The 13,493-nt window shown below is 60.3% G+C and carries 13 protein-coding genes; 3 read left to right on the forward strand and 10 right to left on the reverse strand.

The features are described from left to right. Positions 1-169: 169 nt before the first annotated feature. On the reverse strand, positions 170-1,069 hold the full coding sequence (locus tag GVK95_RS10370; protein WP_159949177.1) for an SDR family oxidoreductase: 900 nt from the start codon (positions 1,067-1,069) through the stop codon (positions 170-172). Between the two features lie 147 nt (positions 1,070-1,216). Between GVK95_RS10370 and GVK95_RS10375 the strand changes: the two genes are divergently transcribed. Further along, positions 1,217-1,666 (forward strand): helix-turn-helix domain-containing protein, encoded by a 450-nt coding sequence (locus tag GVK95_RS10375; protein ID WP_159949178.1) that lies wholly within the window; start codon positions 1,217-1,219, stop codon positions 1,664-1,666. A gap of 146 nt (positions 1,667-1,812) precedes the next feature. After that, positions 1,813-3,105 carry a pilus assembly protein TadG-related protein gene (locus GVK95_RS10380; protein WP_159949179.1) on the forward strand — a complete coding sequence of 431 codons (1,293 nt, stop codon included), beginning with the start codon at positions 1,813-1,815 and terminating at the stop codon, positions 3,103-3,105. Positions 3,106-3,131: 26 nt separating this feature from the next. Here GVK95_RS10380 and GVK95_RS10385 read toward each other — a convergent pair whose 3' ends face one another. Beyond that, a complete protein-coding gene (locus GVK95_RS10385; RefSeq protein WP_244618731.1) occupies positions 3,132-4,187 on the reverse strand; it encodes a PAS domain-containing protein in 1,056 nt (351 codons plus the stop codon). Between the two features lie 515 nt (positions 4,188-4,702). Between GVK95_RS10385 and GVK95_RS25035 the strand changes: the two genes are divergently transcribed. Then, positions 4,703-4,858 (forward strand): hypothetical protein, encoded by a 156-nt coding sequence (locus GVK95_RS25035; RefSeq protein ID WP_200844257.1) that lies wholly within the window; start codon positions 4,703-4,705, stop codon positions 4,856-4,858. Between the two features lie 21 nt (positions 4,859-4,879). Here GVK95_RS25035 and GVK95_RS10390 read toward each other — a convergent pair whose 3' ends face one another. The 8 genes from GVK95_RS10390 to GVK95_RS10425 form a co-directional block, all read right to left on the reverse strand. Beyond that, entirely contained in the window at positions 4,880-5,791 is a 912-nt protein-coding gene (locus GVK95_RS10390; protein WP_159949181.1) for a sugar kinase, read from the reverse strand. 28 nt (positions 5,792-5,819) lie between these two features. Then, positions 5,820-6,575: a 2-dehydro-3-deoxy-D-gluconate 5-dehydrogenase KduD gene (gene kduD, locus GVK95_RS10395; protein WP_159949182.1), complete on the reverse strand. Its 756-nt coding sequence runs from the start codon at positions 6,573-6,575 to the stop codon at positions 5,820-5,822. 47 nt (positions 6,576-6,622) lie between these two features. After that, on the reverse strand, positions 6,623-7,363 hold the full coding sequence (locus tag GVK95_RS10400) for a GntR family transcriptional regulator (RefSeq protein ID WP_159949184.1): 741 nt from the start codon (positions 7,361-7,363) through the stop codon (positions 6,623-6,625). A 126-nt stretch (positions 7,364-7,489) separates the two neighbouring features. Further along, complete coding sequence (locus tag GVK95_RS10405) at positions 7,490-7,927, reverse strand: globin domain-containing protein (RefSeq protein WP_159949186.1); 438 nt, start codon at positions 7,925-7,927, stop codon at positions 7,490-7,492. 68 nt (positions 7,928-7,995) lie between these two features. Then, positions 7,996-9,654: a urocanate hydratase gene (locus GVK95_RS10410; protein ID WP_159949188.1), complete on the reverse strand. Its 1,659-nt coding sequence runs from the start codon at positions 9,652-9,654 to the stop codon at positions 7,996-7,998. 63 nt (positions 9,655-9,717) lie between these two features. After that, positions 9,718-10,806 carry a DUF917 family protein gene (locus GVK95_RS10415; RefSeq protein WP_159949190.1) on the reverse strand — a complete coding sequence of 363 codons (1,089 nt, stop codon included), beginning with the start codon at positions 10,804-10,806 and terminating at the stop codon, positions 9,718-9,720. Beyond that, the gene (locus tag GVK95_RS10420) at positions 10,791-12,077 is read right to left on the reverse strand and encodes a Zn-dependent hydrolase (RefSeq protein WP_159949192.1); all 1,287 of its coding nucleotides are present in this window, start codon (positions 12,075-12,077) and stop codon (positions 10,791-10,793) included. The genes GVK95_RS10415 and GVK95_RS10420 overlap by 16 nt, the downstream gene beginning before the upstream one ends. Then, complete coding sequence (locus GVK95_RS10425; protein ID WP_159949194.1) at positions 12,074-13,456, reverse strand: amidohydrolase family protein; 1,383 nt, start codon at positions 13,454-13,456, stop codon at positions 12,074-12,076. The genes GVK95_RS10420 and GVK95_RS10425 overlap by 4 nt, the downstream gene beginning before the upstream one ends. Positions 13,457-13,493 lie beyond the last annotated feature (37 nt).

The raw sequence follows: 13,493 nt of genomic DNA on the forward strand, positions 1-13,493 counted from the left end.
CAGTGAAATTGAACGTGACCGTCATCGGTGTGTGTGTGTGTGTGTGTGTGTGTGTGTGTGCAATCAGCCGTCCGCCTGGGTAAGCGGACGGCCTTGCAGGTCGGCACGTGTGGGATCGAGGTTCCGTTAACGAACCTGCTCCCGGCCAGGGCGGTGGCCGGAATCTCGACTACTGGGCCATGGCGCGAAAGGCACCCGATTGACCGTCCATCCAGGCTTCGAAGGATTGCGGTTCAATACCGGTCAGGGTTTTGAAATCGGTTGTGATCCGGGAGAGACCGCCGACGCCGACCATGGTGTCGATCGAGGCAAAGACGCGGGCGACTGGTTCCGGCAGACCGGCGCCGATCATGCCCTGGACAAGGCCCTCGAGCGGAACGTCGATCACCGCTATGTCGCGACCGCCGGCCTTGGCCAGCAGTTCCGCCATGTCCTTGTGGCTGTAGGACTTGGAGCCGGTCAGAGTGTAGACCTTTTTGCCATCTTCATTCGCGATCAGGGCGGCGGCAGCCGCGCGGGCCAGATCGTCGCGCGCAATATGGGCGATGCGCCCCTGCCCGGCGGCTGAATACCAGTGGCCGGACGACAGAACGGGTCTGGCGCTCATGAACAGGTTCTCGAAATACCAGTTGTTGCGAAGCACAGTCCAGGCCGGCAGCCCGCTCGCCTTGAGGGCCGCTTCGGTGCCTTCATGATCTGGCGCAAACAGCAGCGGCGAATTTTCCGGGTCCGGCATGGATGTGTAGAGTACATGCCGTACACCCGCCTGCTCTGCAGCTTTGATCGCTGCACGGTGCTGGGTCAGGCGATGGCCGGGACGGTCGAGGGAATCGGTGCTGATGATGAGCACGCGCTCAACGCCGATAAACGCCGTTTCCATCGATGCGGCATCGTCGAAATCCACGGCCCGGACATTCATGCCCTTCGCCGCCCAGTCGGCAAGGGCGTCCGGCTTGCGGCTTGCAGCAACGATATCGGCGGGTGCCACTTCATTGGTTTCCACGAGATGGCGTAGAACTGCCTGGCCGAACTGGCCGGTGGCGCCGGTGACGAGATATTTTGCAGTCATGTGTCGTCCACTTTCAGAGTGCGACCGGCCATAAAGCGCTCTGCAAATGATGGCTGGTCTGAAAAACAGAGTAGGTGTAGATTGCAGATCATCGAACTGCAGTAAAGTAGGCAGTTTTTTAGAACCAGGTTTTGGAAAGGATACCGGATGACGCTGCAGGAGCGGATCGAAAGCAAGAAGAGTCAACGGGTGGAGGCCGATGGCTTGAAGACAGATCCAAGCGGTGGTGCTGAGCTCTCGTCCGAAAAATGCCCGGTGCGTGACGTCTTTTCTCATATCGGCGACAAGTGGAGCACGCTCATTCTCGGGACGCTTGGGCAACGCACGCATCGTTTCGGCGAATTGCGGCGCGCGATTCCGGACATCTCCCAGGCCATGCTGACCAGCACATTGCGCACCCTGCAGCGTGACGGATTGATCAGCCGGCATGTCTTTCCGACCCAGCCGCCGAGTGTCGAGTATCGGTTGACCGATCTGGGTCGGTCACTGCTCGAGCCGGTTTCCGTGTTGGTCGCCTGGGCGGCAAGTCATCATGGCCAGATCCGCCAGGCGCGTGATGTGTATGACATCGATAACCCGCCTGGGAAAAGGCGCTGAGCGATTGCATCAGCGAGTGTGGGGCATGGGACATCCGTTTGCGAAAAGGGCGGCAAGCTTTATCAGCAGGATTTCATAAACCATCTATGGGAGGGCTTTCGTCATGATCGCTGTGTAAAATAGCCTCCAAGGTTTTGGGGGATGTTATGTTGAAGCGTCTTTTGGGTGATCGTTCCGGTAATTTCGGGATGATGACCGCTCTGCTATTGGTGCCGGTCATTGGAACGGCAGGTCTTGCACTGGATATCAGCGATGCGCTGCTGGTCAAAACGACGCTTCAGGGCGCCGCTGATGCGGCCGCGATTGCGGCAGTGGCTGAGAGTTCTGCTGGCGTGGCCGAGGCGATGCTGATGAGTTCGGACGGTCCGCTGACGGCCGCGGTTGCTGATGCAAGGAAGATCTTTATCGCACAGACAGGCAGTGGCGAAGGCTATGAGCTGATCAGTACCGATGTGGATGTGGTCAAGCAGGGAAGCGAGCTGAAGGCTGTGTTCAGCTATAAGGCGAAGGTGCCGACCACCCTCGCCCGTATCTTGGGCCAGGATGCGGTCACGGTATCGGGCACGGCGGAAGCCACGTTCCAGACGCAGACATTCCGCGATTTCTATCTTTTGCTCGACAACACGCCTTCCATGGGCGTGGGAGCAACACCGGCTGATGTTACCAAGATGGTCAACAACACGTCGGACCAGTGCGCATTTGCGTGTCATATCGTCAAGAATGGCGTGGAGAACAAGAACAGCTACTACAACCTTGCCAAGAAGCTCGGCGTAACGATCCGCATCGATGTCGTGGCCAAGGCAACCGCCGCCTTGATGGAGACGGCGAAAAGCCTGCGCAAAAGCTCGAACCAGTACCGCATGGCCGTCTATACTTTTGGCGAGAAGGCGGAGGATACCAAGCTGCTTGAAGTGGCATCGCTGACCGAAAACCTCGATTCCGTGCAAACGAAGGCGGGGAAGATCGGCCTCATGTCCATTCCCGAGCAGGGCTATGACAATGACCAGCAGACGAATTTTGACCGGGCATTGAAGAGTATTGGCGAACTGGTCGGCACACCGGGCACCGGCGCATCCGCCGGAAGTCCGGAAAAGGTGGTCTTCTTCGTATCAGACGGGGTCGGCGATGCCGAAAAACCCAGCACCTGCACGAAGGCAACGACGGGCAGACGGTGCCAGGAACCGATCGACATTACCGAATGCACCGCGCTGAAGGCGAAGGGCTATCGCATCGCGGTTCTCTACACGACCTATCTGCCGCTTCCGACCAACGACTGGTACAACAAGTGGATCAAACCCTTTCAGGCGGAGATCCCCAAGCGCATGGAGGCCTGCGCCTCGCCTGGCCTGTTCTTCGAAGTGAGCCCCAGTGAAGGCATCACAAATGCGATGAATGCCCTGTTCAAGAAAATCGTCAGCATGCCACGCCTGACAAGTTGATCTGAACTGGCAAGCGTCGGTGGTTTCTATTTTTGGCTGAGGAATGCGACCGTGACGGCTCCGGCGGTGTTGATCGCAAACTCGATGCCATACTCCTCGAATGCGGCGCGAATGGCTTGAAGGGATGCTGGCCTCGTGGCTCGTTCTCCCTCGCCTTCGATGCGGCGGATCGAGGATACGGAAACGCCGGAGACCTGAGACAGTTCGTCAAGCGTCCATTGCAACATGGCGCGGGCAGCTCTGACCTGTATCGGCGTGAGCATGTTCATCGAGGGAGGCAGCATCGGCGCCTCGCGCTTCAGGTCCGCCTGGCGCATGATGATGCCGAGCCATTCATGACTTCGGCCGCCCCGTTTTATGATCGGCACCGCCCGCGCATGAAACCATTCGTAGTGGCCATTCACCAACAGGATGCGGTGATTGACCGCGTAAGGTGCAAGCGTAGAGACCGATTCTTGCCATTTGCGGCTGACCTGTTCACGGTCGTCGGGGTGGATTGTCTGGATCCAGCCGTAGTCGGCGGCGTCCATTTCATACTGTCCGGTCAGCGCGGTCCATCCATGGGAAAAGACCGGATGGCCATCCGCTGTTGCGCGCCATTCCATGGCGGCCAGCGAGCCAACCAGCGCTCGGTACCGTTCTAGCGAGTCCTCCAGCGCTTGCCGACCTTCCTGCTGGTCGGTGACATCGATGATGAGACCGATGGCCTTGGACGGTTTTTGCTGCCCGTCGAGAACCACTTCGCTTTTGAATTCCACCCAGCGCACGGTCCGATCGGAGCGGATGATGCGAAAATTCCGGTTGACCGGGATGCCCTGGCGGATCGTGGTCCAGATGTCCTCGCCATAGCCGCGATCGTCCGGATGGATAAATCTGGTAAAATCGGCAATGCGGAATTGCGTGCCATGATCCAGGCCAAGTACCCGAAGCAGGCCGAGCGTTGCAGAACCCTGGCCTGTTGCGATGTCGCTGGACCAAAATCCGACCGTGCCGCGATCCTCGACAAGTTTGAGGAAATGCGCCGACGAGATGCCGGACATCTTTCGCACCGCTGCCTCGAATTGCTCCGAGCTCAACTCCATATCCGATTTGCTGCCGACCGACGATTTTTCCTGCATTCTTTCCAGTTCGCTGGTTTTATGATCTGCCCACGCTTGAGCTTTTCGTTATATGCAGGCCAGGGCATATTTTGCCTCGAAAGCCCTGTTTTCCCGTATTTGCGGACGCTAGCGTGCTCAAATATACACATCAAGAACTTTGCTAAGTCAGAAAAAATTTTCGAACATTCGAATTGATGGATAAAAAATTCCACGGCTCCGGATGAATGGTTATCGATCTTTTCGGCGTGCTCTCTGTGTAACGCCGATCACAAGTGAACACAGAGCGTCCGCGATGGCAGAGCAGGAAAAAGGTCGCGTTCGAGGCGCGCCGGCCTCCCCTGGAGGGGCTGCGAATCACTTCGTATGCGCGTCGGGCTGGCAGGCGCAGGACAGAACGTCTCGTCCGGTCGCCTTGTGCCCTGTTGCGATGTTAGAATGTCAGGACTTTGGAAACCCGTCGCGTCTATAAGCATGCTACGAAGAAACGAGAGAATACCATGTCGAATGTCATCAAATTCGAGCGCCCGCCGGAACCCAAGGCGCCGAAGCCGAAACGGTCCGTGACGCCGGGTGCACGCAAGGCACTGATATGGGTTGGCGCGGCTGCGGCAATCGTCGCTGCCTGGGGCTATTTCACGGTCACCGGCGGCTAGCCGGGTGTCTGGTCGGACAGGCTATGCCTCGATTGCCTGCGGGACCAGCGCGCCGCGGGCACCGATGACCCTGCCGGCTAGCGTAGCACCAGCCCTTGCTGCCTGCGCCATTGTACCACCGGCAAGCTCTGCTGCGATGAACCCGGCATTGAAGCTGTCGCCCGCAGCTGTCGTGTCGACGACATTGGCTGCCGGCTGAACCGGAACGTTGCTCAATTCGCCATCGGCACCGAGCAGGCTGATTTCATCGGGGCCGTTCTTCACCGCCACTCGTTTGGCGCCTGCCTGCCGGTAGCGTCGCGCGGTCTCTTCAGCATCCCGGTCTCCAAACCAGGATGCCTCGTCTTCATGCGACGGCAGGCAGAGATCGGCAATGCTGGCTGCGCGCGTGATCCATTCCCGCATGGCGTCGGGGCTTTCCCACAGGCGGGGACGAAGATTGGGGTCGAAAATGACCTTGCCGCCCTGGGCCGCAAAACGCTTCAACACGTCGATCAAGGTCTGGCGATCGGCGGGGGCGAGGATTGCGAGCGTAATGCCTGACCAGTAGGCGATCGACGCGCCAGCGAGTGCCAGTTCAAGCGTTGCGACATCGCTTGCCAATCGCTTGGCTGCACTGTCGGAACGCCAATAGGTGAAGCTGCGCTCGCCATGCTTGAGCTCTATGTAATAGAGGCCGATCGTCTTGTCGGAAAGCCTTTGGATATGCCCCGTACCAATGCGCTCGCTGTCGAGATACTCGACCAGACGGTTGGACAGTCCGTCAGTGCCCACGGCGGTGACATAGTCCACAGTCCAGTCGCCGGGCAGCATGCGGCGCAGATACCAGGCCGTGTTCAGAGTGTCGCCGGCAAAACCCATGGACAGCGCGCCGGGCACGTCCGTCTCCGACAACTCGCCCATGCATTCGCCGATCGATACGATACGTTTCATTGTCCTGCCCCCTTTTTTCTGTGTCTGTTCAGCGCGCCAGCCAGCCGCCGTCGACGGGCAATACGGTGCCATGCACATAGGCGGCCGCATCGGAGGCAAGAAAGACGGCCGCGCCGCCGAGTTCGGAAGGATTACCCCAACGACCGGCTGGAATGCGCGCGAGGATATCGGCCGAACGTTTCTGGTCCTCTCGAAGTGCGGTCGTATTGTTGGTGACGAAGTATCCCGGCGCGATCGCGTTGACATTGATACCCTTGGAAGCCCACTCGCAGGCAAGGAGCCGGGTGAGGCCCGCGAGGCCGCTTTTCGACGCCGTGTAGGACGGTATGCGAATGCCGCCCTGGAAGGAGAGCATGGATGCGATGTTGATGATCTTGCCGTGACCTTGCGGGATCATGCGCTTGGCCACAGCCTGAGACAGGAAGAACGCGCTCTTGAGGTTAACATCCATGACATCATCCCAGTCGGCCTCGGTAAAGTCGATGGCATCGGCTCGACGGATGATGCCGGCATTGTTGACCAGAATGTCGACGGAACCGAACGCATCCAGTGCCGCATCGACGATACTATTGACCGGCGCGATCGTACCGAGATCGGCAGAAAAGCCTGCGAAACGTCCGCCCTGCCCCTCGATCAGGCTCGCTGTTTCTTCCATACCGGAACGGCCAACGCCAAGCACTGCGGCACCAGCACCCGCCAGCGCCACTGCCAGGGCCTGGCCGATGCCGGTATTCGCCCCGGTGACGATGGCGCTGCGGCCGGCGAGATCGAAGGAAACCGACATGTCAAAACCTCCGTTGGTTGGCCGAGATGGCCTTGTCATTGTGGCAGTCACGGCTGCCGGTCATCGATGAAGATCGCCGGGTCGAGATGTTGGATGTCGTCAAGCTCTTCCAGCATTCGACCGATATGGATTCCCATGGCTGCGACTGCAGCACAATCGTCCCGTCGCCGCATGCCGTCGATGATCGCGGCGTGTTCATCAATCACCACATCCAGCCGGCCCGAACGCGGCAGGGTGATGTAGCGATACCGGTCGATCTGGACTTGAACCTGCTGGATGAGGTTCCAGATGCCGGGATATCCCGCAAGCTCGGCGATATGCTGATGAAACTCGCTGTCAATGCGGTGGAAGCGGACGATATCCCCGGCCTCGGCGCAGGCGACTAGCTGAACCTGTGTTTCCTCAAGCTCGGCAATTCCCTCTGGTTGCCCGCCGGCGATTGCAAGTGTGACCGTCGTCGCCTCCAAAGCCTTGCGGATCAGGATTGCTTCAAAGAGGGCGCGACGGGGAATACGGCCGACAAAGGTACCGGATTGTGGATAGATGTCGACCAGTCCTTCGTCGGACAGTCTCAACAGGGCTTCGCGCACCGGCGTGCGGCTGACACCGAAGCGCTCTCCCAGCAGTTTTTCGTTCAGGACATCAAGCGGCTTCAGGCGCATCTGGACGATGTCATCGCGCAAAGCTGCATGTATCTGGTTGGCCGCGCGTCCACCGCGCGCTCTTGGAATAACGTGTTCCGGTGAGCGTCCCTTGCCCGGACCTAGGCGAATTTCAGCATCCGCCATCGGTCAAGCCTCCCACTCTGCCGTTTGCGTGGGAGAATTGATATACTAGTATTTCATTCACGCCAGCAAATATTTCGTGTTTTTGAAGCGTCCTCCCCTCTCCTTCCTCGTTTGTCGCACTTGTCCTCAGGGCGGTGGCAGATTGTCTTCATCCCTCGAACCGTAGGCCGCATTGCACATGATGCCGGCCAGAAGTGTATAGGCAGCAAGCCAGGCCTGATGCGTCTCGGGGGTGAAACGCATGTCCAGCGTCTCGTCCAGGGCCTGAATCAGCGCTTGTCCGACCTTGACGTAGTCTTCGCGCTTCACTCCGTAGGTTAGGTGACGCTTGGCGATGACTTCGGCGACAGGAAGAAGCCGATCCGCGTCGTGCAGGTTCTTCACCACATAGGTCAGTGCCATCAGCAGCTTTTCAGACTGTGCCGACAATTCCGACCGAAAGAGCGGTTTGAGAGCCGGATCGATGTCGAAGAGCTTGTCGTAGAACGAGAGGATAAATGGCGTACCGACGGCAAATATGAAGCTGTAGCTGTCTTGCACGCGTTCTACTTGTGCTGGTGTCATGCCATTCTCCCAAACTGAGGAGTGGCATATAAACTCAAGTAGCTTTCGCTAAACTGATCAGTCTGAAACTACGTGCGGATATGTCCGACCGCATTTGCCTCTGCCGCCTCCAGCGCTTCATCATACCCGGCATCCGCATAGCGGATGATGCCAAGCGATGTGTCATTGGTGATTGCATGGTCAAGCCGCAGATCTGCCTCTGTCGTTCCATCCGCAACGAGTGTCACCCCGGAACTGGTCATGTAGCCCGCATAGCCACCGCCGCCGGAATGGATTACCACCAGGTCGGCCATCGACGAGGCAAGCGTCATTGCGTTGATCAAGGGCCAGTCGGCAATGGCATCCGAGCCGTCCTTCATCTTTTCCGTCATGATATTGGGATGCGCCATGGCGCCGGCATCGAGGTGGTCGCGGGAAAAGGCGATCGGCCCGGAGAGTTTTCCGTCGCGCACGAGTGCGTTGACCGCGAGCGCCAGTCGCGTGCGTTCGCCGTGACCAAGCCAGGCAATGCGCGCGGGAAGGCCTTCAAAGGGTACGTTTGCCCGTGCTAGGCGGATCCAGTTGGTGACGATCTGGTTGTCAGGGAACATCTCCAGCACCAGATCGTCGATCGTGGCAATGTCGCTTTCCTCACCCGACAGGGCCATCCAGCGAAACGGGCCGATCGCCTTGCAAAACAGCGGGCGCAGATAGGCTTCGGTGAAAATCGGAATGTCGAATGCATCCTGGACGCCGCCCTGGAATGCCTGTGTGCGGATCAGGTTGCCATTGTCGAAGACTTCCGCGCCCTTTTTCTGGAAATCGAGCATTGCGCGGACATGCGTGACGATCGAGGCGCGGCTGGCGGCCATCAGCTGGCCCTGCCCGTCTTCGCGCAGGGAACGCGCCTGCTCCAGCGTCATGCCGTTCGGAACATATCCATAGACGAGGTCATGCGCCGAGGTCTGGTCGGTAACGATGTCGGGCGTGATGCCACGCGCGGCGATCGCGGGGTAGATTTCGGCTGCATTGCCGACGAGGCCGACAGAAATCGCCCTTTTCTCGGACACCGCTCTCTCGATCATCGCCAATGCGTCGTCCAGCGAGGTTGCCGCCTCGTCGAGGAAGCCGATTTCCTTGCGTTTCTTCACCCGTTCGGGATCGATGTCGACCACCAGGATGGCAGCGCCCGCCAGGCGACCGGCCAGTGGTTGCGCTCCGCCCATGCCACCAAGCCCCGCCGTCAGGATGAAACGGCCGGCCAGGGAGCCGCCGAAGCGTTTCTCGGCGATGCGCATGAAGATTTCATAGGTGCCCTGGATGACGCCCTGGCTGCCGATATACTGCCACGCGCCAGCCGTCAGGCCTCCCCAGCAGATCAGACCCTTGCGCTGCAGGTCGTAAAAGTTCTCCGCCTTCGCCCACTGACCGACAATGTTGCAATTGGCCATCAGCACCAGCGGCGCGCGCGAATGCGTCTTCAGCAGGCCGACGGGCTTGCCCGACTGGATGATCAGAGTCTGGTCTTCCTCCATCGTCTTCAGCGTCTCGACGATGGCCGCATGGGCAGACCAGTTGCGCGCGGCCTTGCCGAGGGCTGCATAGACCACGAGATTGTCCGGGTCTTCGCCGACCGACAGCACGTTTTCGAGCAGGCGCAGAAGTCCTTCCTGCCGCCAGCCCTTGGCACGCAGCACAGGCCCGCCGGGGATCGGAAATCTCGGATGGCGGGGATTGGGCTTCGGCATGGCTCTCACTCTCTTGTTCGAATGCTGTTCAGATAGACGGACGGCAGGCAAGCTCGGGCTTATTCAACTCAGGGCATAGCGGGCAATCTCGATGCCCATGGCTTTCTCGACCGACGGATAGACGGCCGGATCCTTGACGCTGGAGGCGAGCGGAATGACCGTCTTGGGCACATGCAGGAGGAAGATCTTCATGCCGACCTGCAATTGCCCGACGCTCATGGCCTCGGCCTCCGCCGACAGTGTGGTGATGACATCCGGGAAGGTTGCTATGCGGTTTCCACCAGCGTCGTCCACCGCCATGTATTCGTTCATGATGTGCAGGGTCACGGCCCTCTCGCCGGTCCCGAGCGTGACCGTGCCGATGTCGAACGCTTCGGCTGTGTAGACAACGTTCTTTGCTGTGACCTCGGCTTCGGCGAGAATGACGCCGTTGGTGGTGTCCACGATGGCGTCGATCACCGCATGCGGTCCGTTGCTTTCGGCCGCAATCATCGCTTCGCCAAGGGCAAGCGCCATGCTGATCCCGCCGAGCGCTGCATTGTCGCGCACATAGGACGCCTTGAGCGGATTACGGCAGGAGGCAATGAAGCCGCCGGACTGGTCGGCCGCGGTACGCAGCACCGGTGAGACCTTGGCGGTGGCGCCGCGCACCACCAGCTCGATGTAGCGATTGTCGGCACGGTTGCCGCCGACCGCCGTCTGGATCATCGGCTCCGGTGAACCGGCCATGCCGATGGATCCCATGTCGCCGGTCGGATGAGCACGAATGTCGCCGACCGCGTCCAGTACCTTGGTACCCAGTATGGCCGATGGCAGCCATCCGTTCAGCGTCGAGGATTTGCCGTTCTGTCCGACCATCAGGGCGGCGAGCGGCTCGCCAAGCGCTTTCTGCAGAAGTTGCACGGCCTTGATGTAATCGACGCCGCGCATTTCCCAGGGCGTCGTCGAGGCCGGTGCGCCGATGGCTGCAGCGGTTGCCACCCAGTCCGATGGCGCCAATTCGTCGATCGAGACCAGTTCCGGCTGCCCGGCATTGACGGCGGCGCGGCCGAGCATGCGCCCATGATCGGCCCATCCGCCGCCACCCGCCGCATAGACGGATCCGCCACGAACGGCGGGCTCGATGTCCTTTTCCGTCAGGATGCGTCCCATGGTGCGAGCCTTTCTGCGCCAGTTGCTGCGCTCATTTCATTGTCCAGTCTCTTCACCGCTTCCAGCAGCACACTTGCTCCAAGAGCAATGTCGTCGGTTTCGGCGAACTCTTCTGCGGCATGGCTACGTCCGCCCCGGCAGGGAATGAAGATCATACCCGCCGGTGCCACCCTGGCAATGAACGCGGCGTCATGGCCGGCTCCTGATGCAAGGCGTCGATGCCCCTCGCCGTTCGCGCCTGCGATGTCGGCCAATATATCCTGGAGATAGGGGTTCATCGGGACGGCGGCGGCCTCGGAGATCGGGTTGATGCGGATCGTGGTTCCGCTGGCAGAGCCAATCTCGGCGGCATTCTTGTGCAAGGCGCTGGCGAAGAGTATTGCATCCGTCGGCTTTTCTGCGCGGATGTCGATCAACATCCTGACATGCGATGGAACGACGTTTGCGGCATTGGGAAGCATGGAAAATTCGCCGACAGTTGCGGCGAAATGCACCTTGCCGCTCGCCATCGTTGCTGCCAATGCCTCGATATCCAGCACGAGGCGGGATGCGGCAACCAGCGCATCTACCCGCCGATCCATCGGTGTCGTGCCAGCGTGATCAGCCCGCCCCTCGATCGTGACTTCGATCCGGGTAATGCCGGCGATCGCCGTCACCACACCGATCGAAAGCCGTTCGGCCTCAAGCACCGGGCCTTGCTCGATGTGCAGTTCGAGAAACGCCCGGATGTCGGACCGGGCTTGCTGCCTGGCGGGGTCGCCACCGGCGCTGACGATTCCGTTCGACAATGTCTGGCCCTCGACCTCGCGCGACAACCATTCTTCCGGGCGGATGCCGGCCATGGCGCGGCTGCCGATACAGGACACGCCAAATATGGAAACTTCCTCTGCGAGGAAATCGACGACCTCCAGATTATGCTTCAGTTCGATCCCCTGCTCGAAAAGCGTCCGCGCGACTTCGAGCGCGGCGATCACTCCGGCGATGCCGTCGAACCGGCCGCCGTCCGGCACAGTGTCGGAATGCGAGCCGAGCATGAGCGTGCCGAGGTCCGGATTTTTGCCAGCCCGGCGTCCGACCAGATTGCCGCCTTCATCGACATGCGGAACGAGGCCGGCCTGTCGGAAGCGGTCAATTAGAAAAGACCGGCCCTCCAGATGCAGGGGGGTAAAAGCCCGACGCGTATAGGGCCTCCCTGGCTCTGTCAGGCCGGCAAGAGCATCGATATCGGCGGCGATCCGCTCGGCCGATACGGGAAAATTGCGGCGGTTCATGCGGCGTATGTCCGATAGGGCACGGCAGAGGGCGGGCGCACGAAACGGCCGCGGCCCGGCTGGCCGGTGACGGTCGTTCCATCATAGACGAGTTCGCCGCGATTGTAGGTGGCGGCGACCCGATAGGGCAGGCTCATCCCGTCATACGGTGACCAGCCGGCAACATTGTTGCCGGTCTTGGAGGCGTCATAGACGAAGGCTTCGGGTGTCAGCACGGCGATATCTGCATCGCGGCCGATTGCAAGCGCCCCTTTTTGATGATCGATGCGGAAGTGCCGCGCCGGGTTTTCCGCCATCAGCCTTGCACCCCAGGTCAAGGGCACGCCGCGCTGGAGCGCGCCTTTGACGAAGAGCGGGATCATCATCTCGAGCCCCGGCAGCCCGGAGGCATTGTCCAGCATGTCTGGCTTGCTCTTGCGGTCGAGTGACCAACTGACATGATCGGTGGCTAGGAGTGTCACATTGCCTGCGGTCAGCTGGCGCCAGAGCGCCTCGACCTCCGCACGCGGCCGGATCGGCGGATTGCATTTCGACCGTCCACCCAGGCGCTTCGCGTCGACTTCTTCATCCAGTGTCAGATAGTGGATCAGGCACTCGACCGTGGCCTGATGCCCCTGTGCCCGGTAACCGGCGGCGATCTCGTAACCGCGCGCCAGTGAGCAATGCACGACATGGGCAGGGCAACCGGTCTGGGCGCCGGTCTCATAGATCTCCAGCATTGCCAGAAGTTCGGTCAGCGGCGGGCGCGACAGGCCATGGGCGGTGTAGTCGGTGATGCCGGCTGCTTTCACCTGATCCACGGCGAAGCGGACATATTCTTCGTTTTCATTGTGCACGCCGGCCGTCAGCCCGGTCTTGGCGACTTCGGCAAAGCACTCGGCAAGGAGCGGCGTAATGATGCGCGGGAAGCGCTTGGCATCGGTTCCGAATGTCGAGAACTTGAAGGCCGCGACGCCGGCTTCCGCCTGCTCTGCGATGCGGGACGCGCCTTCCTCAGGATTGACAGTCCCATAGAGCGCAAAGTCGATACGGGCCTGGGTACTGGCATGGGCGACTTTTTCCGCAACGGCCTGAGCGGAACAGACAAGGTGTCCCTCATCATAGGGCATATCGACAATCGTCGTGATACCACCGGCCGCGGCCGAGCGTGTCGACCAGATGAAATCCTCCTGCCCCTTCTGCGACAGTGAATGTACCTGGGCATCGATCGCACCGGGAAAGATCAGGGCGTCCGGCAGGATGTGGCGGTCGCGGGCCGCTGGCGCTACCCCCTGCCCGACCAGCGCCACAACACCGTCGCGCACCGCAACGAAGCCATTTTGCAAGATACGCTCGGGCAGGACCACTGTGCCCGACAGCACCAGATCGAAATCCGCCATCGCATCACTCCGTTGCCGGTTGATCCGGCGTCGGAAA

It is taken from the genome of Rhizobium sp. 18065 (assembly GCF_902706095.1).
Classification (GTDB): Bacteria; Pseudomonadota; Alphaproteobacteria; order Rhizobiales; family Rhizobiaceae; genus Allorhizobium.

Coding starts and splice junctions, on each gene's coding strand:
- GVK95_RS10370 (WP_159949177.1), bottom strand. CDS start 1,069: ATGACTGCAAAATATCTCGTCACCGGCGCCACCGGCCAGTTCGGCCAG.
- GVK95_RS10375 (WP_159949178.1), top strand. CDS start 1,217: ATGACGCTGCAGGAGCGGATCGAAAGCAAGAAGAGTCAACGGGTGGAG.
- GVK95_RS10380 (WP_159949179.1), top strand. CDS start 1,813: ATGTTGAAGCGTCTTTTGGGTGATCGTTCCGGTAATTTCGGGATGATG.
- GVK95_RS10385 (WP_244618731.1), bottom strand. CDS start 4,187: ATGGAGTTGAGCTCGGAGCAATTCGAGGCAGCGGTGCGAAAGATGTCC.
- GVK95_RS25035 (WP_200844257.1), top strand. CDS start 4,703: ATGTCGAATGTCATCAAATTCGAGCGCCCGCCGGAACCCAAGGCGCCG.
- GVK95_RS10390 (WP_159949181.1), bottom strand. CDS start 5,791: ATGAAACGTATCGTATCGATCGGCGAATGCATGGGCGAGTTGTCGGAG.
- kduD (WP_159949182.1), bottom strand. CDS start 6,575: ATGTCGGTTTCCTTCGATCTCGCCGGCCGCAGCGCCATCGTCACCGGG.
- GVK95_RS10400 (WP_159949184.1), bottom strand. CDS start 7,363: ATGGCGGATGCTGAAATTCGCCTAGGTCCGGGCAAGGGACGCTCACCG.
- GVK95_RS10405 (WP_159949186.1), bottom strand. CDS start 7,927: ATGACACCAGCACAAGTAGAACGCGTGCAAGACAGCTACAGCTTCATA.
- GVK95_RS10410 (WP_159949188.1), bottom strand. CDS start 9,654: ATGCCGAAGCCCAATCCCCGCCATCCGAGATTTCCGATCCCCGGCGGG.
- GVK95_RS10415 (WP_159949190.1), bottom strand. CDS start 10,806: ATGGGACGCATCCTGACGGAAAAGGACATCGAGCCCGCCGTTCGTGGC.
- GVK95_RS10420 (WP_159949192.1), bottom strand. CDS start 12,077: ATGAACCGCCGCAATTTTCCCGTATCGGCCGAGCGGATCGCCGCCGAT.
- GVK95_RS10425 (WP_159949194.1), bottom strand. CDS start 13,456: ATGGCGGATTTCGATCTGGTGCTGTCGGGCACAGTGGTCCTGCCCGAG.